The organism is Bacillota bacterium, from assembly GCA_012842395.1.
Classification (GTDB): Bacteria; Bacillota; SHA-98; order UBA4971; family UBA4971; genus UBA6256.
Genome location: DUSX01000034.1, coordinates 330,213 through 355,637, shown reverse-complemented (window position 1 = coordinate 355,637; position 25,425 = coordinate 330,213). Strand labels below are relative to the sequence as shown.

Genomic DNA, 25,425 nt, shown 5'->3' with positions numbered 1-25,425 from the left:
GGTGAGCGTGACTTTGGCGAGGCACGCAGGCGTGATCGGCGCGGGGGGCTGGGGCACAGCCCTCTCGATGCTCCTCGCGCGCAACGGATTCGAAGTCGACCTTTGGGCACATGAAGAGGAAGTGGCGCAGGAGATCTCGAATTCTCGTACGAACGAGACGTTCTTGCCCGGGGTCAAGATTCCCCGGGGCGTCCGCGCCACGACCGACCTGGGTGAAGTGGTCGGCTGCAACACGCTGCTCTTCGTGCCCGTGCCTTCCCAGTACATGCGAGGGGTCATACGGGCTGCCAGGCCCTATCTCGGGCGAGAGCACGCCGTGATACACGCGGGGAAGGGGATAGAAGAGGGCTCGTTGCTCCGGCTGTCCCAGGTGATAGCTGAGGAGCTTCCGCCGGAACTCCACGACAACATCGGGGTGATCTCCGGCCCGAGCCACGCTGAAGAGGTGGCGCGGGAGGTGCCGACCGCCATCGTCGCCGCATCATTTGACGGCAGGGTGGCGAAGCTGGCGCAGGAGGCTCTCATGTGCCCGACCATGCGGGTGTATACGAGCCACGATGTCATCGGCGTGGAATTGGGGGGCGCGTTGAAAAACGTGGTTGCGCTCGCCACTGGGATCGCGGAAGGGCTCGGGTTCGGAGACAACACGAGGGCCGCTTTGATGACACGAGGCCTCGCGGAGATCGCGCGGCTGGGCATAGTGCTCGGGGCGAACCCGCTCACGTTTGCCGGGCTCTCCGGAATGGGCGATCTCGTGGTTACGTGCATGAGCATGCACTCGCGCAACCGGCGAGCGGGGATCGAGATCGGTCGAGGCCGCAAGGCCGACGAGGTGCTCGCCTCCACGAAGATGGTGGTGGAAGGCGTTCCAACGACGAGGGCCGCGGTGATGCTCGCCCACCGCATGGGAGTGGACATGCCGGTGGCGGAGAAACTGCACGAGATCTTGTTCTCGGAATTGGATCCCATGCAGGCGGTGACCGACCTTATGACCCGCGACCCACAGGCTGAGACTCTGTCGTTTTTCTCAAGGGATCCGCGCATCTAAGTTTGGCGCCATAAGCTTTCGTCTCCTTATTTCACGGCGCGACGGCTGCCGGTGCTTGCGCGACGGGGCGCCCGGAATGTGGCTATCTCGCGCGCCGAATTCGAACGAGGCGCGCCGCGAGCGTGCCGTCCCTGGAGCGCAACGCCGATAGCCTGAGACCGGACCTCGGCGCTGCGAAGTAGCGCGAGCTTGTGGCGGTTTACCTACATACCGGGGGGAGGGGAGGCCGGCCCTCGCAGCGCTGAAGGGGTCGCGGCGGGTCGGCGCGAGGACACATGAAACCTGGTGTGAACTGGACCGTCATCCTCGCCACCCTTGCAGTGGGTGGAGTGATGGCGTGGTGGACTTTCCGGGACGCGCGCGGACGAGATGCCAATCCGTTGCTTTGGGCCGCAGGGATCGTGGTAAGCGCGCTGATGGTGGGGTATGTCGGCGTTTTGATCGTATTCTGCGCGTATCTGCTCTTGAGGCCGCGCGGGACCCTCCTGGTATGCCCGCATTGCAAGCGTAGGTACATTCACAACCTGGCTTTCTGCCCTCATTGCGGGAAACCCGTGAAGAAAGAATGTCTGAGGTGCCATGACACAATGCCCCTCGACGCTGAGACGTGCCCACATTGCGGCATGAAGGCACCGTGACCTAAGTTTCGTCAGCTCGGGAGGAATCACCGAAGGAGCGTCGAAAGAGTAACGCGCCTCCCGATGCGCCCATTTCCGTTGCGATGCGACGGTGAGGCGTTCTAGTCTCGCTGAGTGACGCTTTTGGTGGCTCGGCACCGGGCACGGCCCTGTGAGCCCTCGTCGCTTTTCGAGGCAGGGCGCCAGGTGCCCAAGCTGGAAGGCCAGCCCAGCGGGTGTGACGAAGGGGCCTGGTCGGGTCCTCCGGTGGGGTGCGGGGGTGATCCGAATGTCTGAGAAAACCGATAGGATCGACGTCCTCATCCACCAGCTGACTCGCCTCGAAGAAGACCTAGACAAGCTCGACGGCGAGGGACGCGAACAGACCAGGGCCGAGGTTGCGGCTGTCCGGCGCCAGATCGTTGATGTCCTCATAGCAGCGCTTCGAGAGGGTGATGTGTTCGCCCGCAGGCGCGCCGCCTACGGCCTGAGCAAGCTGCCCGAGCCTCGCGCGGTCGATGTCCTCATATACGCCTTGGAGGATCCCGACGATTCCGTGCGGAGCTGGGCCGCCGAAGCCTTGGGGTCCATCGCGGAATCGAGGGCGCTTTTGCCGCTCGTGAAGGCCCTTCGAGAAGAGAACCCGTATGTCGCGTACAGCATCACCCACGCCATAATGAAGTTTCCCAAGAACGACGTGGCGCGAGCGGTGATGGGCGCTCTTGAGAATCCTGACCGAAACGTGCGTCGACGGGCGGCAAAGCTCCTCGGGGAACTCAAATACAAGAGAGCGGTGCCTCGCCTCGCGGGTTTGCTCAGCGATGCTGATCCCCAGGTCAGGTATGAGGCGGTCGAGGCGTTGCGCAAGGCAGGGGACCTCAGAGCTCTCGAGCATCTCATCGCCGCTCTCGCTGATGAGTCCACGGATGTCCGCTACGGCGCCATTCAGGCTTTGCGGTCCCTGGGCGACAGGAGGGCGGTTGAGCCCTTGGTGCGAGTGTGCTTGGAGAACGAGGATCTCCGGTTCTACGCGCTTCAGGCGCTAAAGGAGCTCTGCGGGGAGGATGCGGTAGGTCCCGTGCTGGAGGCGCTCGAGCACTTGAGGGGCGTGGTGCACACGGTGGCGATGCGCGTGCTGAACGAGCGCCAGCAGAGTTCCCAAAGGGCGAGTGGTTGAGGTTCGGCGTCGAACGGGGACGCGATGACGAGTTGACGGGCGATCGCTGCGGCGGGTGAGTTCGTCCGGCGGTCTTTAGGGCCGGGGCGCACCGCCGCTTCTTGTTGTTCTCCTCTCTTTCCGGCGATGGGAGCGTGTGCTATAATTCAATGCAACCGGCATACAGGAAGCCGCGTCGCGCGACATGAGTTAGGCGCGTCCTGCGTTGCCGGAGGCGTACCTCGAAGTCGGGGACGGGCTGCGCGAGGAGGTGGCAGTGTGTGATTACCCAGGCCGAAATGGTGCTACGCCTTTTGCTTGCGGTGCTCTTTGGCGGCCTCATTGGCTTAGAGCGCGAGAGCCACAAGCGCCCCGCGGGATTCAGAACGCACATCCTCGTGTGCGTGGGATCCGCACTTATAATGATGATCTCCCAGTACGCGTTCGCCGGTTTCATACGGGTGATTCAGTACGATCCAGGCCGCATCGCGGCTCAGGTCGTGAGCGGTATAGGGTTTCTCGGTGCTGGAACCATCCTCAGAGAGGGCGCGAACATTAAAGGGCTGACCACGGCGGCCAGCCTATGGGTGGTGGCGGGAATCGGGCTTGCGGTTGGAACCGGCTTCTATCTCGCGGGCGCGTTGACCACGGGCATAGTCGTGGTGGTGCTCATCGCTTTGGATCGCTTCGAACGCAGGTTCATCTACACGAAGCGGGATACTCTCTTCGTGCAGATGCAGGACAGGCCGGGGCAGCTCGGAGCCATCGCTACCGTGCTCGGCAAGTACGGGGTGAGCATCAAGGACGTGGAGATGGAGACGCTGGAAGCTGGGCACGAGGCATCCCTTCACCTGGCGCTCGAGGTGCCTTTCTCGGTGCATAAGGACAGGCTCCTCGATGAGATAGCAGGGGTGGAGGGGGTGTACCGGGTCGGATATGAGGAGTGATGGTGCGGCGGTGAGAATTCTTGTGACCAACGACGACGGGATCCTCGCGGACGGTATCCGCATCCTTGCCTCCGAACTCTCCACGGTCGGGGAGGTTGTGATCGTCGCTCCGGACAGGGAGAGAAGCGCCACCGGTCACGCCATCACCGTGCTCCGCCCGCTCCGCGTCGAGAAAGTCGCCATTCCAGGTGTGGCTGCCGAGGCCTGGGCGGTGGACGGAACGCCATCGGATTGTGTCAAGCTGGCGGTCCAGGCATTGCTTGAGAGGCGGCCGGACGTGGTCGTGTCGGGGATCAATCGCGGCCCTAATCTGGGCACTGACGTGCTGTATTCCGGCACGGTCTCCGCCGCGGTGGAGGGAGCCATATGCGGGCTTCCCTCAATGGCGCTTTCTGTGGCGGCCTTCGAGAACTGCCAGTACGAATACGCCGCTAGGTTCGGGGCGAGGATGGTTTCGAAAGTGCTCGAAAAGGGCCTTCCACCCGGCACGCTCCTGAACATCAATGTCCCCTCGGTCGACCAGGATGACATCGCCGGCGTCGCCATCACGAGGCTCGGGACGCGGAAGTGGAGGGATGTGTTCGATCGACGGGTGGACCCGAGAGGACGCACGTATTATTGGATGGCGGGGGATGTCATAGATTGCGACGAAGACGAGGACACTGACGCCGTCGCGGTGAGAAACAACCTTGTCTCCATCACCCCGATCCATCTGGACCTTACGAAGCACGATCTCATCGACGAACTGAAGACGTGGGGCATCGGAGGGAGCCTTTCGCATTTTCCCGGCGGGCGGCATAGTATATAGAAGACTCGCTTCCCGACCGGGGGTATGACCGTGGGTCTTGCCTGGATGTTGAGATGCGCCGCCCTCCTGTCCCTCGTGATCATCCTTGAAATGGCGTGGGTGATTTACGCCAAGAGGTCCCAGGCACTGCCACGCGAGGTCATCTCGATCGCGGTAGGCGTGGTGGCGGCGACCGCGGTCCTGTATGTGTCATTGTTGTCGTTCATAGCGGTGCGAGTGATGGCGCCGCTCATATACGGATTGTAGCATACGTGCCGCCTTCTGGCCGCGCGAAGCGCACGCGCGAGCGAGGCCCACGGCGGCGCGGGACAGCTTGTGGAAAGGAGAGGGGCGCGCCCTGTCGCGGCCCACGGCACGGCCATGAAGAAGAGAGTCGCTCTGATACTCGGTGGAAGATCGGCAGAGAGAGAGATATCGCTGCGCACCGGGCAGCAGGTGGGGATCGCGCTGAAGGCGAAAGGCCACGATGTCATCACCCTTGACCTGGATGATTCGCTTGTGCCCGCCCTCCTCAGGGAGAGGCCGGACGTGGTCTTCATCGCGCTGCACGGCAGGTACGGCGAGGACGGTTGCCTGCAGGGGCTTCTCGAGATTCTAGGCATTCCCTACGTGGGATCAGGTGTCCTCGCGAGCGCGCTTGCCATGGACAAGGCGATGTCAAAGAAGCTCTTCCGCCTGGAAGGGCTCACATGCCCCCGGGCCATTACTGTGACGAGGCGAGATCTCGACTCGACCGACCGCGACGAGGTCACCCGGCGCGTCCAGGAAATGCTGGGGTTTCCGGCCATCGTCAAACCGAACGGTGGGGGGTCTACCATTGGGTTAACGCTCGTCAAAGAACCCGACGGGCTTACAGACGCGCTGAAGCACGCCTTCTGTTACGATGAAGAGGCGCTCGTGGAGGAGTATGTTGCCGGAACGGAGATCACAGTGGGCGTCATCGGGAACCTTGAGCCGCGCGCACTTCCCGTGATCGAGATAGTGTCCTCCACAGGCCTCTACGACTACAAGGCCAAGTATACCAAAGGAATGAGCGAGCACATCATCCCGGCCCGCGTGCCCGAGGCCACGTACAAAGCTGCGCAGCAGGCTGCTGTCACTGCCCACAAGGCCCTGAGGTGCCGCGGCATGTCTCGGGCTGACTTCATCGTCGGGCCGGGCGGCGTGCCTTACATCCTTGAGGTGAACACGATCCCCGGTATGACCGAGACGAGCCTCTTGCCCGATGCTGCCAGGGCTGCGGGCATCGAGTTCCCTGACCTCGTGGATATGCTCATCGGCTATGCGCTTGAGCCTCCCGCCCCCGTCGTCCCCGCTGCGACGGGCAGCGGGAGCGGTCAGGGTGCGTGACCCCGGTTACCGAAAGACACTGCGATAGCCTTCTCCCGGACGGCTCCGCGAAAACGCGGGGCTGTTTTTTTCGCTCGTGGAAGGAGATTTCGGGGAGGCGTCGAATGGATCCCGAGGTTAGTTTAACCAGACTCTAAAGATAGCTCAGGCCGATGGCCAAGTGCGGCACGGCAGGTCTTCTTTTCCTTCCGTGGACATGCCGAGCTCGTGTCGACACTCGCACGACCGCCGCGTGGCGGGCGGGGCGGCGATAAGGGGCGTCTGGCGACACGGCCGAGGCGCGCTTGCCTAAACGGTGTGTTTCCCAGCGTCGCGGCCTCAGCATGCTCTTGGGCGGAGACGGGACGGGTCGTGGTGAGCGAAGGGGCCGGACGTGGGATGTTTGTTCAGGCACACAACGAAGTAAGGTCCATCGCAGGACATTCTCTCGACGTGTGGGCGAACCAACCAGCGGACGCCGGGCCGGCGGGCGGCGGGGGCTGCGAGGGGCGAAGCAGACCCAGTGAAACGCGCACCCGGCTGACGGCGGGCTTGGGCCATGAAACGGAAAGGCATGGGGGGTGAGGGAGTGCTGGCCTGGCGCTTGGCGGGCGCAGGGCCCCGCGAGGCGGTGAGCAGGGGAGCTCTCAGCCCGGTCCGGGGTCCGAAGGGCCTCGGAGGCAGGAGCGGATGTGGCGAGGTGTGATGGACGAGTCCTTATAGGCGAGAGTGCCATGCGAATTCGGAAGGAGGTTTCCAAGGTGCGAAAGGTCATCCTGCTAGCGTTATGCGTGCTCGCGCTCGTTGCTAGCTGCGGCCTCGGAGCGTCGGCGGCCGAGACGCTCAACGTCATCTACATGGCCCAAGCCGGTTACCAACCCGATGATATCCGCGATATGGCAGACCTCTTCGAGTTCCTCACGGACACCAAGGTGAACATCACCTTCGTCAAGTACGACGAACAGCACGAGAAGATCGTGGCCTCCGCCGTGGCACCCGTTGCGACATACGACGTCATACTCCTCGACCTTATCTGGACCGCTGAGTTCGCTTCAAAGAAGATGGTGATACCCCTCGATGACAAGATCACTCCGGAGATGCGGAAGGACATAGCTCCGGCTATCATGGACGCCTTCGTGTTCGACGGGAAGACGTGGGCGATGCCCTTCCTTGCGAATTTCCAACTGTTTTTCTATAACGCTGACATGATTAAGAAGGCGGGGTTCAGCGGCCCGCCAAAGACCCTCGAGGAAATGGTCGAACAGATGAGGGTCATGAAGGCCAAGAACATCGTCAAGTACCCGTGGACCGACTCGTGGAACCAGAAAGAGGGGCTGGTCTGCGAGTACGTCTGGCTCACCGGCGCGTTCGGCGGTGATACGTTCGACGCGAACGGCAATCCCATCTTCAACGAGGGCCCGGGCGTCAAGGCGCTCGAGTTCATGGTGAGCCTCTTGAAGGAAGGCCTCGCCAACCCGAAGTGCCTGACCAACGACGAGACCGCTGCGAAGGATGACTTCATCTCCGGCAACGCCGCCTTCACCACGAACTGGACGTTCCAGTATGCCCTGATGAACGACCCGGCGGTCTCCAAGGTCGTCGGCGCCGGTCAGATGGGGCTCATCCCCGTGGCCAAGGCGGTGGCGGACAAGACCAAGACCGCATCTGTAAGCGGCTTCCAAGGTGCTGCGATAATGGCGAACTCCCGCAAGAAGGACCTCGCCTGGAAGTACGTGAGGTTCATAACGAGCCCGCTTGTGCAGAGGTCGTATCTGCAGGAGATGCCAGTGTGGACGTCGGTGCAGAAGAGCGCCTACGCAAACATGATGGACAAAACGATGGCCATCAAGAGCGAGGAGATCTCTGCGGTTCACCACAGGCCCAAGGTGCCCCCGTACCCCGAGGTGTCGTCCATCCTGCAGAGGTACATTCACGAGGCACTCCAGATGAAGATGGAGCCCAAGGCCGCGCTGGACAAGGCGGCGGAGGAGATCAAGGCGGTGCTGGCCAGGAAGTAACGTGTGGGCGGAGGAACGCGACGCGGACGGGGTGGGGGCGTCGGGACGCCTCACCCCGTCCCGGTTCACACGTGGAGATTGAGGCATTGGGGGCAGCACGTACCCGGATGCCGCCCCCAATGCGGGCGGCACGCCTCACCGTGCTCGAGCCGGGGGAGGAAGGCCGGTGGAGCCTGCAGGCTTTCGGCTTGTCATCAGGCCAGACCTGTGGGGGCTCCGCGGGGTAACGGGGGTAGAAGGAATGATCTCACGAAAACCACGAAAGCGCGATCCAGAAGGGCGAAGGCTCGCGTGGTGGCTTCTTAGCCCTAGCGTCGTCCTCATACTTGCGGTAGTGATAGGCCCCCTGCTCTTCGCGTTCTACCTCAGCTTCCACGAGGCAGAGCCGATGGTTGGCGGCATAAACACGAGGTTCGTAGGGCTTGCCAACTATGTATACTACTTCGCCCAGTCCGACCTTTTCTGGCCGGCGGTGCGAGTGACGGTGTACTTCACCGTCGTGTCACTCCTTGTTGAACTCGTGCTCGGCATCGCCATGGCGCTGGTGCTCAACGCGAAGTTTGTGGGCAGATCCTTTGTGCGAGCCATCATTCTCCTCCCGTGGGCCCTGCCCACGGTGGTGAACGCCCGGATGTGGGAGTGGATATTCGCGGGCTCGAAGTTTGGGGCACTGAACGGGCTCATGAAGGTCCTCCACGTGTTTCCACCAACATATGACCAGGTCTGGTTGGGGTTCGACGTGCCATTTGAAAGCGTCCCGGTGCTAGGTCCTTTCCTGAAATGGATGGGGGTCACCCGGGCGCTCAACATAATCATCATCGCGGACACGTGGAAGGTGACGCCACTCGTGGTCCTGCTCGTGCTGGCTGGGCTGCAGACTATCCCGGAAAGCCTCTACGAGGCAGCCACAGTGGACGGCGCGGGTTTCTGGCGCAAGCTGACTCGAATAACGCTGCCGCTGCTCAAGCCGGTGCTCCTCGTCGTGCTGGTCCTGCGCACCATGGAGCTTTTCCGCGTGTTCGACATCATCTACATTATCATGCAGTATTCCATCAGGGTGCTGGGCGTGCTCACGTACGAGGTCGGCATGAAGTTCCTGCACTTCGGGAGCGGTGCGGCGCTCTCGTTCCTCGTGGCCCTGTTCATCCTGGGGCTCGCGCTTGTGTACATCAGGCTGTTTTACACCGAGGAGGGATACTGACGCAGTCGAAGAGGGCCGTGCCGAATATTGACATTGCCGGTCTGGAAGTTGGAAGAGATAGGCGTAACCCGGAGGGATCGACGTGAACGTTCCTGGGCGAAGAAGGAAGACGCTGCTGTGGGCGCGGCGAATCACGCTTTACGTCGCGGTCATCGCCATAGTCGTATGGACCCTTGCCCCGGTCGCGTGGCTTGCCATCTCAAGCATCACCCCATACAACGAGCTCATTTCCGACCGCGCGACGCATTGGTTCCCTCGCCGTCCGACCTTCGCGAACTTCAAAGTCATGTTCGATCTGTCGAGCGAGGTCGGCGAGAGGTTCGTTTATGCCATACGGAACAGCATGATCGTCGCGAGTTCCGTGACAGCGATATGCCTCGTGACGGGCACCCTTGCCGCGTATGCCTTGGCGCGTCTACCGGTCAAGGGCAAGAAGACGCTTGTGCTCTCCCTCATGTCCATACGCATGCTGCCGACCATCGCGCTGGTCATACCGTTTTTCGTTCTTGTGTCGTACGTAGACTATGGGTTCATGAACATTGGCTCGTCCTTCCACCTGTTCGACACGAAGCTGTGCCTCATCATCCTGTACACCACGTTTATCCTGGGGTTCGTTATCTGGATCATGAGGGGGTTCTTCCTTACGATCCCCACGGAGCTCGAGGAAGCTGCCCGCATCGACGGGTGCACGAGGCTCCAAGCGCTCCGCCACGTTGCACTCCCTCTGTGCGCGCCGGGGCTTGTGGCCACCGGGATACTCTCGTTCCTCTTGGCATGGGACGAATTCCTCCTGGCCCTGATCTTCACGCGCTCGAACAACGCCATAACGCTTCCCCTGTTCATCGCTGAGCTCGGGAGCCAGTACATAACCGCTTACGACCAGATATCCGCGGCCGGCGTCATGGCCGCGGTTCCTCCAGTGCTGTTGGCTCTCTTGTTCCAGCGATTCATCGTGCAAGGGCTCACGTCGGGAAGCGTGAAAGGGTGATTGTTGAACAGGCGCCGAACAGGAGCCTGCGGCACCGGTCCCCGGACAACTCTCTGAAGGACTTTTCTTCATGTACGAAGAATGTATCATAACCGTCGGGCCCTGGGCGAGCGATGGCGTACCAAGTAGGCCGCCACGAGGCCGTTGAACTTCCCAAGCGGCTGCCGATTCCGCTGACCCCGACGGCTTCGTGGACTTTGGCCGATCTGAGGTGGCGCAGTGCCATGCGGGAGGGGTCAACGGCGTCCTCCACGAGTCTGGGTGCTCCTCTGCGCGGGCGCCTCTCCAGGCTTCCCGGCCTTGCCTTCCGCGGAAAGCGCGCTTGAGACGCGAGCGGCGCGAACAGAGAAGACGCGAAAACTTGCGGCACTATGCTTGATGCGCGGGCAGCGTTATCGCGTATGGGGAAAGGAGCGCAGACGCTTTGGCAGGGCTCTCTCGCCTTCGGGTCGGCACGGTCCCGAAGGGAAACCAGAAGCTTGTCAAGACCATCAATCGCAATATCATCTTGAACATCGTGAGGCAGCACGGCCCTATCTCGCGGGCCGACGCCGCCAGGATGAGTCAGCTCTATCCTGCGACGGTATCATCCATCGTGAACCAGCTCATCGCAGAGGGATTCGTGCGTGAGGTGGGGCTCGGAGACTCCACCGGCGGCAGGCAGCCAGTCATGCTCGAGCTCAACCGGGGGGTGTACGCGGCATGCGGAGTCTCCATAGAGGTGGGCCGGGTGCGCACATGCCTCACCGATCTCGACGCGCGCGTGCTTGCTAGGGCCGAGCGTGTTCTCTCGTGGCAGGAAGGCCCTCGCAAGAGCCTCCCGGTCATCGTGTCCGCGATACGCGAGATCATCGATTCGGGTCGGGTGCCCCCAGAGAAGGTGCTCGGCATCGGCGTGGTGTACCCGGGACCCGTTGACACGTCCACCGGGGTCATCCAGGCGTCTCCGCACATGCCCGGATGGGGTGGGTTCGCCCTGAAGGATGCCCTGGAGGAAGAGCTCGGTCACGAGGTGCTGGTGGACAACGACGCAAACGCGGCCGCCTGGGGAGAGAAGTGGTTCGGCGCTGCAAAGGGCTACTCCAGCTTTCTGTACGTCATGGCAGACTATGGCTTCGGCGGTGGCATAGTCATCGACGACAGGCTCTACCGCGGCCGCAACGACGGCGCGGGCGAGATCGGCCACATGACCGTGGACATCGACGGTCCCCAGTGCAGGTGCGGCAACTTCGGATGCCTCGACGTCATGGCGTCGGGCACGGCCATCGCGCGGAGAATGATAAGTGACATCAAACGTGGCGTCGAGACCGTGTGTGAGGACCTCGCGGGCGGGGATATCGAGGCCATCACCATGGACACGGTGTTGGAGGCGGCGGCGATGGGTGATGCGCACGCCCAGGCGATAGTGGAGGAGAGCGGCCGGTACGTGGGGATCGGCCTTGCTAATCTCATCAACTGCTTCAACCCCGAGCTCATCGTCCTCGGTGGGCAGCTCGCCCTCCGAAGCAACCTGTTCTTCACAAGCGCCAAGGAGACTGCGCGGCGGCGCGCGTGGCCCGTTCTGGGCAAAGACCTGGACGTGGTTCTCTCTGCGCTCGGCCACGACGCTTGTGTTATTGGCGCGGCAAGCCTGGTTTTGACGAGGGTGTTCGAGTCACCGAGCGTCCGGGCATACGCGTGAGACCGCTTCCAGGTGAGATGGAGTACGCGGAAACGTTTCCTGCTCTTGGGAGGGGTTGGCGGTGGCCCAAGGAGCACGCGCTTTCAGGGGTCGAAGATCTTTCTCGGGGGGCCGGCGGTGTGCCGCACGGGTTGTGGTCGTCGCAGCCGCCGCCATCGCCGCCATGGCATCCGCCTGGGCATCGCCCGTGCGCTCAGCGGCTGGCGCTCAGCCGAGGCTGAACGTGATCTACATGGTCCAGGCGGGCTACCAACCTGAGCAGTTCGCGGAGATGACGCGAGAGTTCACGAAGGAGAGCGGCATCGACGTCACGGTGAATTTCGTCCGCTATGACGAGGAGTACCAGAAGATCGTCATGTCTGCGTCATCACCGGTGGCCACGTACGATGTGGTGTTGATGGACCTCATCTGGGTCGCAGAGTTTGCGGAAAAAGGATACGTAGTTCCCCTCGAGCGTGGCCTCGCCTCGAAGGCGAGGCAAGACATCCCTCGCGTGGTCCTGGAAGCCTTCGAGCACCGCGGCAGGCTCTGGGCCATGCCCTTCCTTGCAAACCTCCACTTTCTCTTCTACAATGCGGACATGTTGAAGCGGGCAGGCTTTGACTCGCCGCCCGCGACCCTGGAAGAGATGGAGACTCAGATGCGCGAGTTGAAGCGCAAGGGGATAGTCACGTATCCGATGATCGCGTCGTGGAACCAGAAGGAGGGCCTTGTGTGCGAGTACGTCTGGCTGGTGGGGGCGTACGGCGGGGACATCTTTGACCTGCACGGCAAGCCCACGTTCAACGGGGGGCCCGGGCTCGTCGCTCTGGAGACGATGGTCAGGTGGGTGCGGGAGGGCCTCGTCAACCCGCTCGCTCTGACCGCGGACGAGCTTGTCGCCAAGGACGTCTTCATCGCTGGCAAGGCGGCCTTTGCGCCAAACTGGACATTCCTCTGCGGTCTCATGAACGACCCGGACGTGTCCCAGATCGCGGGGCACGGCAAGATGGCGCTGCTTCCCGTGGCGAGCGCGGTGCGCGACAAGCTGGGCTGCGTGTCGTCATCCGTGAGCGGGTTCCAGGGGCTCGCGGTGACCGCCAACTCTTCTCATAAGGACGAAGCGTGGAGGTACGTTGAGTTCATGACAAGCCCGGGCGTGCAGATGAGGTTTCCGGAGGAGGTGCCGGTCTGGACCTCCCTTCTGATGAGCCCGGATGCGCGCACCCGGGACCCGCTGCTCGATATCAAATTGGAGCAGATGCGGTGGCTGCATCACCGTCCCAAGCTTGTCCGGTATCCGGAGATCTCCGCCGTCCTGCAGAGGTTCCTCCATGCGGCGCTTGAGGGAAGCCTTTCGCCGGAAAGGGCGCTGGGTCTCGCGGAAGAAAGGATACGGAGCCTGCCCTGAAGAGGCCGCGACACCTCTCGTTGCATTGTGCGCTCCGTGCCCGCTGAGTCCGAAGCCGGGCTGGAGGTGAGGGAAGCTGGGTCGCAGTTGGCACCGGTCCGGCGACGCCGGCCAACGAAAGCCACGCGTGCGTGTGACCGAGCGGGTGCGTCTCGGGTTTGCCGCGACGGTGTGGACCACGTTTGTCCTCAGCGTTCTCACGTTCTACGCGATTTCCCACCTTACGGCGGCGCTTCATCAAATGAACACGTGTGACGTCCCGGCCATTCAGCTCAGCGGGGAGATCTCCAAGAAGATATACCAGACCACCGGGAACGTGTACCTCACCATCGCGGGCGGGGGCGAGGTCGCGCGGCCGGAGGAGCAGCTCAACGAGGTGAAGATGCTCCTTGGAAGCCTCGAGGAGCTTCTCCGGCGCCATCCCAGCCGCAACGTTCGCGCCATCCTTCCGATGCTCACCGACATCGCGGACGCGGCCGCGGAATACACGGCCGTCCTCGTGAGCATGCAGGGTGAGAAGGATCCTGAGAAGATATACATGCTTCTCCGCGCGCTCTCGGGAAAGGGCGAGTGGCTCATTAGCCGCTCCGAGTACATGCAGCTCCGTATATGGGAGCAGATAGGCCCCCGTATGGCGCGCACTGAGCGGCTGTCGACCTTTCTCAAGCTCGGAGTGGCGCTCGCCTTCGCCTTCGCCTTCGTGTTCGGCCTCGTGGTTTCGGGGATCATCACGAGGACCCTAGCGGACGTTTCGCGCGGCATCCGGAAGGCCGCCGAAGCCACGCACGAGGAGAGCGAGCGGTCGGCGCGCCTGTCGGCTGGCATGAGGACGTCGGCAGATGCGACCCAGTCCGCGCTTGAGGCGGTTTTGCGGGCGTTCGGCGGCGTGGTGGAAACGAGCAAGGTCTGCAGCGGTGCCTCCCAGACGATAGCCGCGCGCATGGAGGTGGGTGCGGATGCCGCCCGCATGCTCGCCGACCGCACGCAGGTCACCGCGAAGGCCGCGGAGAGAACGAAAGCAATGGTGTCGTCGTTGGGCCGGAGGGTTGCGCTGGCGAACGCTGTGATACGCGAGACCATCTTCATGGTGGACTCGAACGTGAAGACCACGACCGAGGCGAGCTGCCACGTGGATGCCCTACAGGAACAGATGGACCGGATCGACGCGGTCCTACAGGGGATCGCGAACATCGCGGATCAGGTGGGGCTGATAGCTTTGGATGCGCGCATAGCATCGGCGCGGTCCGGAGATCAGGGCCGCGATTTCGGCAGGGTCGCCCGGGAGATAGGCGGGCTCGCCGAGATGAGCGCGAGCGCGGTGGAAGAGGTAAAGAAGCTGATGGAAGGCATAAAGGCTTCCACGCTCGATGTAGTGAAGTCGCTGGGCGCCTCGGTTGAGCGCGTAAGGGGGCTTTCGCGGCAGTCTTCCCGCGTGGAGGAGGTCTTTCGGGCGATTCAGTGCTCATTTGACGAGATCCTGAGCCTGATGGCGGATGTCGAGGACGCCGCGGGCAAGGGCGCGACCGAGGCGAAGTTGGTTGAGGATTCCATGGCGGAGATCCTCGAATCCGCACGACAGGTGGCGCGCCAGGCTGAAGAGCTTGCCGGGGACATGCAGAACCTCGTCGAGAGCGCACGGGAGGCCATAGGGGCCAGCGAGGCTCTGGTCAGCGGGATCGCGGCCCAGGCCAAGTCGGCCGAGGAGCAGTCGCGCCTCGCGCACGACGTGCTGAAGGAGGTAGAAACGCTGGCTTGACCGGGACCGGTGTCTTTTCAAGGTTGTGATGGGGATCACATCGCCGGGCCGTCCCGGCGTTTAATATCTAAGCTGAGTATGGCGCCATGAGTTTCCGTCTCCTTTCCTGACGGCGCTGGGGTTGCCGGTGCTTACGCGAGGGGGCGTGGAGAATTCGGCTGTGTTAAGCGTCGTTAAGCGCCGAATTCGAGCGAGGCGCGCCGCAAACGCGCCGTCCCCGCAAGGCAACACCGCACCGGCAACCCTGGGACCCTGGGCAGGACCCCTCCGCCGAAAAGCGGCGCGAACTCTTGGCGACGTACTTGGGGCAGAGAGGAACCTACAACGACTAATGGGAGGGACCATGATGAAGCCTGCGACTTTCAAGACAGCGGTTGTGCTCTTGCTGGCGGCCTTTATGTTGGGTGGGACGGCGTACGCGGCGACCATTGCGACTCCTGATGATGAAGCTCTTGCTTCCAGCTCGTTCATGGCAAACATAATCGATAGCTTCCCTGAGCTCGCGCTCACGCCTGAAGCGGTCCAGGCGCTCAGAGATGCGGGCTACGGCTGGGGCGAGATAGTCATCGCTTGCAGCATCGCCGTGAACTCCGGGACGAGCCTGGACGAGGTTCTCGCTCTTGCCACGGAAGGCGCAGGGTGGGGCGAGATCGCCAAGCAACTCGGCGTTCCGAACACAGCGTTCGGCCAGTACGTCCGAGGGATCATCGGTAAGGGCGGTGCCAAGGTAAAGGCGCAGAACGGAAGGAAGGAGCTGGACGATGCGGCGGCCATGGACATGGTCCGGGACCGCTTCGGCTTGCAGGATGACGACGTCCAGGCCCTGGCGGCAGCCGGCCTCGACGCGCAGGACGTTCTTTGTGCGGTGAGCATCACCGCCAGCGCGGGGGATGCGGCGAGGATAGGGCTGGTGCTCCAGCTTCGCACTCAGCAGCACAGTTGGCTCGCCATCGCGGAGGCCGTGGGAGTCGGCGAGGATGACGTGGTCGAAAAGGGTGTGGCAATACGGAATCAGGTTGAGTTCAAGAATGCGCTCAAGGAGCAGATCAGGGCCCGCGTGAAGCTCCAGGGGAATCAGGGGAAGCAACAGGGCAAGCCGGAAGACGCGGGGAAGGGCAAGGGGCCCTCAAGCGGCTCCGCGAGTGGCTCGGGCAAGGGCGAGGCCAGCGGCGGCCCCGCAGGTCACGCAGGGAGCGGAAAGTAGATTCGAATCAGGCTCAGGGACGCGGAACCGTCTTGTAGGAAGACGCCCCGGCCACAGTGTCACCTCGGATGGCACAGGCCGGGGCGCCTCTCTACTGTCGACTGCTTCGTTAACCGACGCCGCTATCAACCGGCGCTTGCGTCGCGCTCGTCGCTGGTGGGGCTCGCGGCCGCAGAATGTGGCGAGCCCAAGACCAGCCTGGGATCGATCGCGTCGCGAAGCCCGTCGCCCATGAAGTTCACGCTCAGGACCGCGAGCAGTATGAATAGGCCGGGGAAGACTGTCAGCCACCACGGCTGGCCCCACTCGCCAGCCGCGCCCAGTATATAGTCCATGGCCCGTTGGAGCATGTTGCCCCAGGACGGGGTTGGAGGCTGTATTCCGAGACCGAGGTAGCTCAGGGCCGATTCGGCGAGAATGGCCGAACTCACGCCAAGCGTCGCAGCGACTATCACGATTGGTATCAAATTCGGCAACATGTGGCGCACGAGTATTCTGACGGGGCTCGCGCCGGCGGCCCGGGCTGCTTCGACGAACGGTTGCTCCCGGAGGGAGAGCGTGACTCCTCTCACGAGGCGCGCTGTGGGCATCCAGCCGAATGCCGCGAGGATGATGATGATATTCGCGAGCCCGCTTCCCAGGAACATAGCACCTATGAGAAGCACCGGGATGGTAGGCACGGAGAGCATCATGTCGGTGAATCTCATGAGCACGCTATCCACCCACCCGCCAGCGAACCCGGACACGAGGCCCACGGCTGTGCCAATAAGGGCGGATGACGTGGCTGCCGCCACTCCGACGAACAGAGAGATGCGACCGCCGTACATGATTCGAACGAACACATCGTGCCCGAGCTCGTCCGTCCCAAAGGGGTGGCTCCTGGACGGCGGAGCAAAGAGGCTCTCGAGATCCATGTCATCCACATGATGCGGGCTTATCACCGGCACGATGGCCGATGCGAGCACGAGCATCGCGAAAACAGCAAAACCTGCCACCGCCAGCTTGTGATGCCTGACTCTCTTCCATACGCCTTTCCAGTAGCTCATGAATAGCTCACCCGTGGGTCTACCACGGCATAAAGGACGTCCGCTGCGAGGTTCGAGGCGATGGTCAGCACGGCCAGGAGCATCAGGCAGCAGAGCGCGAGGTTGTAATCGCTCCCGATCACGGCTTGGTACATGAGACGGCCCATTCCAGGCCATGAAAAGACGGTCTCCACAACGACAGCCCCTCCGAAGAAGTAGGGGATATCGAGCGCGGCGATGGTGAGCACCGGGATGAGCGCGTTTCTCATGGCGTGTTTCAGCAACACCTTTCGCTCCCCGAGGCCCTTGGCCTTGGCGGTGCGGATGTAGTCCATTCCCAGCACTTCGAGAAGGCTGGTACGCACGTATCGTACCCAGTACGCCACCTGTACCAGGCCGAGCACTGTCATCGGCAGGATGATGTGTTTCAACCTGTCCACCAGGAGCGCGCCAACGGTCCCGGTAGCAAGGTCTGCCACGCCTCCGATGGGCAGCCACTTGAGCTTTACCCCGAACAGCATGATCGTGAGGAAACCAAACCAGACCGGCGGCATCGAGAGCGCGAGAAACGCCGCGAAAGTGGCAGCATAGTCGAACGCGCTGTACTTTTTGGCCGCCGACACGATTCCTATGGGAAGAGCGACGATCAGCCCGAGCAGCCACGCGCTCACCGTGAGAACGAGGGTATTGGGCACTCTCGATATCACGAGGTCCCTCACCGGCACCTTGTAAGTGCTGGAGTAACCCCAGTCGCCCTCGAGCACGCTCTTCAGCCAATAAAGGTATCGCACCGGGAGAGGATCGTCCAGGTGGTAGTGAGCCCTGAGCCTATCGATGGCCTCCGGCGACACTGCGCGCGGGTTCTCCATGCGCATGGTGAGGAGCGGATCTCCCGGTGCCAGCGCTATAAGGGTGAACACTATTGCAGAGATGAGTATTAGGAGAGGGATCGCGCCCGCGACCCTCCTTACCACGTAAGCTCCCACTCCGAACCGCCTCCCTGACTGGCGAGAACCGCTGCCCGCGCGGCCCTGTCCGCTCCTCTCTCCGAAGCCCGGAAAGAGCCCCTCTCAGCGCCGTTCCGCCAGGCATTCAAAGGTCAGGCCTCAAACCGCGTCCTCGCCCAGGAGATGCCTGGCAAAGAGTAGCCCGCTTGCAAGTTGGACCCGAACGAGATCGCGGATGGGCACCACGCGATAGTTTAGCTCAGCCTCCAGGGCGCTGCACTCGAGCGAGAGCTTGCGGTCGAGCTCGCGCTCAATGTCCCCGAGCACCCGCGACGTCCGAGGGTCCGACGCGCGCGCAAGCTCTTCGCGGCACAGCCTCCAGAGCATTCCGATGGAGAGCTCGTTATAGAACCTTCGCACGACCAGGCTGTCGAAAGCCTCGGCCCCGGTGGCAGGGCGAAGCGTGTCCTCCGCGGTCGTGGCCCACTTCCGTTCCGCCTCGATGGAGGCCGGAACATGTTTGAGGTTGTCGTCGATAGCCACTGCGAAGGGCGACGAGGGGTTCTGCAGCAGAGGGCGCAATTCCGCATATGTCTCGCGGATGAACTCCCACGCCTTTTCACTGGCCTCGAGACTCTCAAGCACTGTGTCGCGGCGAGTTCGGTCGGTCGGGCTCGTGTCCTCGATCCTGGGGTCATAGTAGTATGGCAGCTCGCACACGAGGGCGAAGGTACCCGCCCGCGCATAAGCGTACTCGTCGCTTCCCGCACCGCCCGATATGAGGGAGGCGGGATCCTTGTCCATGTGCTTCTCATAGTAGTCGTATGTGTCTTTCACGCCGAAAAGGCCGTAGACGGCCTCCGCGAACTTCTCGCAATATGGCACCTCGGGCTCTCCGAGAGCGAGTGGGATCCCGTGGCGTTTTGCGATCTCGTGAAGCCGAGCGTGCAGCTTCGGGACCGGGCGGGTGATATACCAGTATGCTCCCCCGAAACCCGCGTTGTGAAGGGAGTATAGAAACGCAGGTCTCTCACCGTCTATGACTTTCATAAGACACTTGGTCTCCGGCAGCGGCCGAGAGAAATGGAGCGTCTTGTAATCTATCGGAAACGTCCACTCGACCTGCAAGAATCCGGGGGGCCTGTAGAAGTTGCGCACGTAGGTCTCGATGTTGAATGGCCCGGCAAACCATCCCTCATTGAGCTGGGTGCCATCAGGGTCTATGCATTTTACGATATACCAGGTATAATCAAGGGCCTCACGCAGCTCTGCATCGCTTGCGAGCCTCTCCGAGAGATAGTCAAGCATCATGGCGCCGATAGGCTCGTTAGGGTGGGGGCACCCGAACAGGAGAGCCACCTTGTCGCCGGATCCTATCCTCAGGGCGCGGATGGGTCTCCCTGAACGAGACGAGCCCAGCTCCACGATGGTCGCGACCGTGGGATGACGGCGCGCGACCTCCATTGCGCGCTCATCCAACTCATTGACAGTGAAGAATCGCTTGTAGTCTGGGACGCCATCGAGCACGTCCTCGAAAAGCTCATGCCATGCCAAGGCGACGCACCTCCGTGTTGCTTCATGCCACCTCCGCCGGGGTGAGGGTCCCAAAGGGGCCGTCACCCCGGCGTGAGCTCTGTGCGCTGTGCTTTGACCGTTTGCCCGTTTACCCCTGGCGTCACCACCAGGAGCGCGCCTCCTCGAAGGCTACTGCTCGAGATACCAGTTGTAGATCGCCCAGCCCAGGCCGTTGTCGTAGCCTGAGCTGAAGTTCCTTATGGTCTTTTTCGCGAAGTGGTTGGCTGGCGGCGAGAGGAGCGGGATGTGCGGAAGCTCCTTCGTCCAGAGCGCCAGGTGCCGCGCGAAGAGGTCCTTCTTCTTGGCAGGGTCGAGCGTCGCGGCCGCTTCGGCTACCAGCCTGTCGTTCTCCGCATTGGACCACCCGCACTGGTTCGTGCCGCTCCATGCGTTCGCCTCGGACGGTATGCCTGACGAGCTCCAATAGTCCGCGGCTTCGTCGGACACGCCGTAACCCCAGCTCATCCAGCACATGTCGAACTTGCGGTGCGGGGCAAGCTCGCCGATGACGACGCGCGCGGGCTTGTTGTCGATGTCGATAGCGATGCCCACGTCTCTGAGCATCTTCTGAACAAGCTGCTCGGACATCTCGATTTCGTTCATTCCTGCTATCCCGAGCAAAGTGAACTTGAACTTCACCCCATCCTTCTGGAGTATCCCGTCAGGCCCGGGCCTCCATCCGGCCTCGGCGAGAAGCGCCTTGGCCTTCGCTGGGTCGTATGGGTACTTGTTTACCCGCGGGTCAGCGAGGGCCTCGCGCATGCCGTGGAGTGGCGTGATCCACGCGTTTGCCACCTGCGCCTTGCCCGAGTACACCACGGAGTTTATTGCCGTGCGGTTGATGGCGTAGAGGATCGCCTGCCGGACCCTGACATCCGAGAACGCCGGGTGAGGCTTGGAAAGGTCGTTCGGATCCCAGAAGTTGAGCGCTATGGAGTCATATGCGACAGTAGGTGTGAAGGTTACGTTGAATTCATCGCCGTGCTCGTTCGCGAGCTTGAGCGCATCCCGCAGCTCCAGTGTGTACCTTCCGAAGTCTATGTCGCCCCGCAGCACGGCAGCGTTGATGACGCTCGAGTCAGGGATGATCTTTATCATGATCCTGTCTATGTTGGGCCTACCCATGTAGTAGCCGTCGAACGCCTCCAGGAGCACGTACTCGCCCTGCTTGTACTCTTTGAACTTGTAAGGCCCTGCCATTATGGGGTTGTTGTTGACCTCCTGGACGAACCTGTTCCAATCCCCCGTCTTTTTCGCCTGCTCATACAGGGGTTCGAACACGTGCTTCGGAAGCTGGAACCAGCCATAGTAGTACCCGTATACCGAGGAGCCGAGGCGTGCGTTGCTCTGGACCTTGTCGAGGTATATCCTGAAAGTATACTTATCGACAAGCTCGGCCTTGGTGACCATCCTCTCGAAGTAGCTTGAAGCGATCGGCACGTTTGAGTCCTGCATGACCTTGAGTTGGAAGAGAGGGTCCTCTGCCGTGACCTCGACGCCGTCGTGCCACTTCATACCCTTGCGAAGCTCAAAAGTAACCTCCATCTTGCCGTCGGGTTTCACCTTGATGAGCCCATTCTCTACAGAGGGGAGCCGCTTTATCATGCGGGGGAAGTAGAAACCGTTCTCATCAGTGATAGTGTTGCCGTCGCCGATGATGTTGTCTATGGTCCACGTTGCCCCGGACGACGTAACGAGGGTGTTGAACCCGGCTGGCTCGGCAGCAAACGCCGTCACGATGGTGCCGCCGCGTTTCGGAGGGTACATCATCATGTATAGGGCCTTGGCCGCTTCACGCCTCGTCGCGCCGGCGAGAGGGGCGGCTAGGCGACCGTATCTGTACCCCAGTAACTGACGATCGGACCTGTACGCCAGGGTCATGGCTCCTATGGCGTACGCGGGGACTTTGTCCTCGTCGTTCGCAAGGAGGATGGGTTCCTTGATCCTCGCGGCCTCCTTCGAGAGCCCGAGAGCGTTGACGACCCACACGGCGAGGTCCGCGCGCTTTATGGGCTCGGACGGGGCGAACTTCTTGTTCGATGCGACCGGGATCACTCCGCGCTTCACAAGTGCCTCGACGTAGGGGAAGGCGTAGTTGCTCGAGGGAAGGTCCGTAAACGTGGCCGAACTGGGTTTCGTGGGCTCGATCTTCCGCGCTTTCGCGAGCGCTATCGCGAAATCGGCGCGGCTCACCATCTTGTCCGGGTTGAACGTGCCGTCCTTTGCTGGAAGGAGCGCCCCGGCCTCAATGACCTTCACTATGGCTTCGGCGTCTTTGTCGTCCGCCTTGATGTCTTTCGGGAGGGACGATCCTGCTGTCGCCGGGGTGAGCACGCCGACCAGCAGTGTGAATGCAAGCAAGACTAACCAGAAAACCCCGACCAATGCTGCGTAGCGACGCTGTCGTCCTACCATCATTCTCATCTCCTCGAGTCCTCGTGTTGTCGCCAGCTACCGCACACGTGTTCTGTTGACGTTCCGGCGGCGCGAACGCGTCGACCGCTTGCTCCTGAAGTCTCGGCTGTGCCTCTTGCCCACCTCCTCTTTCCGCGGCGTTGACGGCCCCAGGCGAACGGCCCGCAGGACAGGAATGGAGCAACGAACCGCACGTGAACACGCCCCAGCGAACGCGCTCCTGCGATGTCCGAAATGAGCTACACGGCGCACGGGGGTATTTGCTCCGTTGTCCGGGGACATAGACCAGGAGATATGAGGCCGAGCGCCGGGTCGGTTGTGCAGTTATTCGCTGCGGTATGGTATGTTCCTTCAGCCATGGAAGGATTTTGTGGTTGGGTTGTCAACAGCCGGGTTGTCAGCTTGTCAACCGTCCTTGTCTTGACGGCGCTAGGGTTGCCGGTGCTTTCACGACGGGGCGCCTCTGCTTGGGAGCGCCCCGGGAGCCTTCTCGGACCTTGGTTCAAAACACCTGCTCAACGAGGAAGACGTCGAATTCCTGGACGCCGAAGTTTAGCGCGTCCTCATGGGTCGGCATGAAAACGTCGATTCGATTGCCCTTTATTGCCCCACCGGTGTCCTCGGCTCTGTACACCCCGAGACCCTCGATATACACCCATGTTCCGATGGGGATGACTTCTGGATCAACCGCGATGGTGCGTTCCGGCGTCGCAGGGATGCCTGAACTGGTGATGCCGAATGCCGGGTCATCCTCTGTCTTGCCAGTGCATATCGGGCAGTTGTCATACGCAGTCGCGATAACGTGAGCCCTTCCAGTAACTGTTATCGGGAGGACGACGCTGTCCTCTGGCCTGGCCTCCGCAGGCTCGTTCACACAGTGATGGCTGACGGTTTGAGCGATAGGGCCGGGGGCGGGCTCCCCGTGCGAAGGCTCCTCGCCCGCCGGCGCACCACTGCGGACTCCAAGGCCCGTTCCTCCTGGATCGGCGGATTCCCTAAGATAGCCGGGGACATCGACCACGCAAGGCGCGACAGAACACGCCGGATGGCTGCCTGAAACAACCTCGTGGGCTACACTCACACGACCGTGCGCGCCGAGCGGACCTCCGGTTCAAAGCGCAAACGCCATGGCCCAGGCGAGCGCGCCTGAAACGATTCTCCTAAACGCAGGCATAAGCGTTAGGCGGCACACGGCATCCGCGCTGCTCCTCTGAGCGGGCGTGGTGCGTGCGTGCCGGTTGACACCTCCGTTCCCCATGCATGTCGTGTCACGATGAAACCGATGAAACGTCCTTCAGCGAATATGATCCCCCGCGATCCTCCCGCTCACACAGGGAACTCGGTGAAGGGCTTCCTGCGGGCGCAAACAGGCCACGCACGAACAGGCGTGTGTCTTTTGCATTGCACGATTATTCAACCGATTACATGGAGGAAACGTAATCAGAAAGAAGAACAATTACTATGACTGCCCAAGTTCAGGCGCCGGGAGTGGGGTCGGCGAGCGAGATCACCTGGTTTGGCGTTCCCGGCACACTCCTCGCTGCGCGTCGGAGATAGGGCTTCGGCCTCGACCTCGGCCTCGGCCTCGGCTTCGGCGGATGGTCGTGACGGTTCACGGTTGAGGGCGCGCTTCGTCAAGGCCTGGCCTGCCTGTGACGAGCGTCCAGGTTTTGACGCACCTCGTGCGATGACGGACAACCCAGGAACTTGGAAAACGAGAGAACACTAGTGACCCGGCGCCAGGTGACGAGCGCACGTTAGGAAGTGGTTAAGTGAACGCGGACACGGTCTCCGGACAGATCAAAGGCGACGGGAGCTCAAGGGAGCTTCTGGAGAACCTTCGGGTGATCCTCGACTCCATTGACGAAGGCATTCACGTGGTAGACAAGAACGGTGTCACCGTTCTCTATAACAAGGTTGCAGCCCAGCTCGACAACTTGAAGGAAGAGGAGGTGGTCGGGAAGCACATCCTCGATGTCTTTCCGTCGCTTTCACGCGAGACCAGCACGCTCTTGCAGGTCCTCCGAACAGGGCAACCCATATGCAACAGAGAACAGACTTTCACCACATACAAAGGCGACGAGATCACCACTCTGAACTCCACCCTCCCTGTGAAGGTCGACGGCAAGCTGGTGGGCGCGGTTGAGGTGTCGCGGAACATCACTCTGATGCGAGAGATGGCCCACCGCATAGTCGACCTCCAGGTGGAGCTCTTCGGCCGTCGCGAGGGAAAACTGGAGACCGAGTCAGAGGGTGCGCACTACACCTTCCGCGATATAGTGGGGGAAAGCGAGTGCATCCTCGAGCTCAAGCGCAAGGCGGCGCGTGCCGCCGCCAGCTCGTCGGCGGTGCTGGTTTACGGCGAGACAGGCACGGGCAAGGAGCTCTTCGTGCAAGCCATCCACAACGCCGGCCCGCGGGCACGCGGCCCGTTTGTCGCTCAGAACTGTGCTGCCTTTCCCGAAGGGCTCCTGGAGGGAATTCTTTTCGGGACCACGAAGGGCAGTTTCACCGGCGCCCAGGACAGACCAGGATTGTTCGAGCTTGCCGATGGAGGCAGCATTTTCCTAGACGAGATAGACTCCATGCCCGCGAGCCTCCAGGCGAAGCTCCTGAGGGTGCTCTCGGAGAAGTGTGTGCGTCGGGTCGGGGACACCAGGGTGCGCAGGGTGGACGTCCGGGTGATGGCTGCCATGAGCCGGCCCCCGCTCGATGCGGTCGCCCAGGGTATGTTGCGCGAGGACCTTTACTATCGTCTCAACGTGATCTCCCTCGGCATACCGCCCTTGCGCGAACGCCGTGAAGATATCCCGCTTCTCACGGCGCACTTCATAGCGAAGTTCAACGCGCAGCTCATGATGAGCGTGAAGGGGCTCTCAGACGAGGTCGCGCGAGTCTTCTCCTCCTATGACTGGCCTGGTAACGTCCGCGAGCTGGAGCACGCCATAGAGGGGGCCATGCATCTTCTCGACGGCGACTTCATAATGCTCGAGCACCTTCCCGAGAACCTGAGAAGCGTCGCGACCCAATCAGCGAGAAGACCCGTTACCGTCCCCGTTCCGGGCCCATGCGCGGGCGGCCCGGACGCCCGCGTGGCGCTTGAGTTCCAGGGAGACTTCAGGTCCGCGGTCGCAGGCATCGAGAGCTCACTGGTGAGGAAGGCCCTAGCCGACTCCGGCGGCAACATCTCAAGGGCGGCGCGCCTCCTGGGAATACCGCGCCAAACGTTGCAGTACAGGCTGAAGAAGCTCGGGATCGATCCGAGGGCCGCAGAAGGCGCCAACGACGAAAGCTCCACCGGGGGCTAAAGCCGCACGTAG

Annotated in this window: 20 protein-coding genes; 15 read left to right on the top strand and 5 right to left on the bottom strand. The window is 62.0% G+C overall.

The window, feature by feature from the left end:
- The first annotated feature begins 67 nt into the window (after positions 1–67).
- From GX515_11360 to GX515_11295, 14 genes are all read left to right on the top strand, one after another.
- Complete coding sequence (locus tag GX515_11360; protein HHY33590.1) at positions 68–1,048, top strand: NAD(P)-dependent glycerol-3-phosphate dehydrogenase; 981 nt, start codon at positions 68–70, stop codon at positions 1,046–1,048.
- Positions 1,049–1,323: 275 nt separating this feature from the next.
- A complete protein-coding gene (locus tag GX515_11355; GenBank protein HHY33589.1) occupies positions 1,324–1,686 on the top strand; it encodes a hypothetical protein in 363 nt (120 codons plus the stop codon).
- 268 nt (positions 1,687–1,954) lie between these two features.
- A complete protein-coding gene (locus tag GX515_11350; protein ID HHY33588.1) occupies positions 1,955–2,842 on the top strand; it encodes a HEAT repeat domain-containing protein in 888 nt (295 codons plus the stop codon).
- Between the two features lie 278 nt (positions 2,843–3,120).
- Positions 3,121–3,768, top strand: coding sequence for an ACT domain-containing protein (locus GX515_11345; protein ID HHY33587.1), 648 nt, complete (start codon positions 3,121–3,123; stop codon positions 3,766–3,768).
- 10 nt (positions 3,769–3,778) lie between these two features.
- A complete protein-coding gene (gene surE / locus GX515_11340) occupies positions 3,779–4,576 on the top strand; it encodes a 5'/3'-nucleotidase SurE (protein HHY33586.1) in 798 nt (265 codons plus the stop codon).
- Between the two features lie 30 nt (positions 4,577–4,606).
- Positions 4,607–4,822, top strand: coding sequence for a hypothetical protein (locus GX515_11335; GenBank protein ID HHY33585.1), 216 nt, complete (start codon positions 4,607–4,609; stop codon positions 4,820–4,822).
- 114 nt (positions 4,823–4,936) lie between these two features.
- Positions 4,937–5,926, top strand: a complete 990-nt coding sequence (locus GX515_11330; GenBank protein HHY33584.1) for a D-alanine--D-alanine ligase — start codon at positions 4,937–4,939, stop codon at positions 5,924–5,926.
- Between the two features lie 740 nt (positions 5,927–6,666).
- Entirely contained in the window at positions 6,667–7,923 is a 1,257-nt protein-coding gene (locus GX515_11325; GenBank protein ID HHY33583.1) for an extracellular solute-binding protein, read from the top strand.
- 166 nt (positions 7,924–8,089) lie between these two features.
- Positions 8,090–9,124, top strand: coding sequence for a sugar ABC transporter permease (locus GX515_11320; GenBank protein HHY33582.1), 1,035 nt, complete (start codon positions 8,090–8,092; stop codon positions 9,122–9,124).
- Between the two features lie 82 nt (positions 9,125–9,206).
- Positions 9,207–10,112, top strand: coding sequence for a carbohydrate ABC transporter permease (locus GX515_11315; GenBank protein ID HHY33581.1), 906 nt, complete (start codon positions 9,207–9,209; stop codon positions 10,110–10,112).
- A gap of 424 nt (positions 10,113–10,536) precedes the next feature.
- Positions 10,537–11,793, top strand: coding sequence for an ROK family transcriptional regulator (locus GX515_11310; GenBank protein HHY33580.1), 1,257 nt, complete (start codon positions 10,537–10,539; stop codon positions 11,791–11,793).
- A 61-nt stretch (positions 11,794–11,854) separates the two neighbouring features.
- Entirely contained in the window at positions 11,855–13,183 is a 1,329-nt protein-coding gene (locus GX515_11305) for an extracellular solute-binding protein (GenBank protein ID HHY33579.1), read from the top strand.
- Between the two features lie 127 nt (positions 13,184–13,310).
- Positions 13,311–14,939 carry a hypothetical protein gene (locus GX515_11300; GenBank protein HHY33578.1) on the top strand — a complete coding sequence of 543 codons (1,629 nt, stop codon included), beginning with the start codon at positions 13,311–13,313 and terminating at the stop codon, positions 14,937–14,939.
- 346 nt (positions 14,940–15,285) lie between these two features.
- On the top strand, positions 15,286–16,143 hold the full coding sequence (locus tag GX515_11295) for a hypothetical protein (protein HHY33577.1): 858 nt from the start codon (positions 15,286–15,288) through the stop codon (positions 16,141–16,143).
- Between the two features lie 125 nt (positions 16,144–16,268).
- Here the strand turns inward: GX515_11295 and GX515_11290 are convergent, their stop codons facing one another.
- The 5 genes from GX515_11290 to GX515_11270 form a co-directional block, all read right to left on the bottom strand.
- The gene (locus GX515_11290) at positions 16,269–17,189 is read right to left on the bottom strand and encodes an ABC transporter permease (GenBank protein HHY33576.1); all 921 of its coding nucleotides are present in this window, start codon (positions 17,187–17,189) and stop codon (positions 16,269–16,271) included.
- Positions 17,186–18,043 carry an ABC transporter permease gene (locus GX515_11285; protein HHY33575.1) on the bottom strand — a complete coding sequence of 286 codons (858 nt, stop codon included), beginning with the start codon at positions 18,041–18,043 and terminating at the stop codon, positions 17,186–17,188. Before GX515_11285 ends, GX515_11290 begins: the two co-directional genes overlap by 4 nt.
- Before the next feature lie 231 nt (positions 18,044–18,274).
- On the bottom strand, positions 18,275–19,579 hold the full coding sequence (locus tag GX515_11280) for a peptidase M14 (GenBank protein HHY33574.1): 1,305 nt from the start codon (positions 19,577–19,579) through the stop codon (positions 18,275–18,277).
- 240 nt (positions 19,580–19,819) lie between these two features.
- Positions 19,820–22,114: a peptide ABC transporter substrate-binding protein gene (locus GX515_11275; GenBank protein HHY33573.1), complete on the bottom strand. Its 2,295-nt coding sequence runs from the start codon at positions 22,112–22,114 to the stop codon at positions 19,820–19,822.
- 493 nt (positions 22,115–22,607) lie between these two features.
- Positions 22,608–23,006 (bottom strand): hypothetical protein, encoded by a 399-nt coding sequence (locus GX515_11270; protein HHY33572.1) that lies wholly within the window; start codon positions 23,004–23,006, stop codon positions 22,608–22,610.
- Positions 23,007–23,904: 898 nt separating this feature from the next.
- Here GX515_11270 and GX515_11265 point away from each other — a divergent pair.
- Positions 23,905–25,413 carry a sigma 54-interacting transcriptional regulator gene (locus GX515_11265; protein HHY33571.1) on the top strand — a complete coding sequence of 503 codons (1,509 nt, stop codon included), beginning with the start codon at positions 23,905–23,907 and terminating at the stop codon, positions 25,411–25,413.
- Positions 25,414–25,425 lie beyond the last annotated feature (12 nt).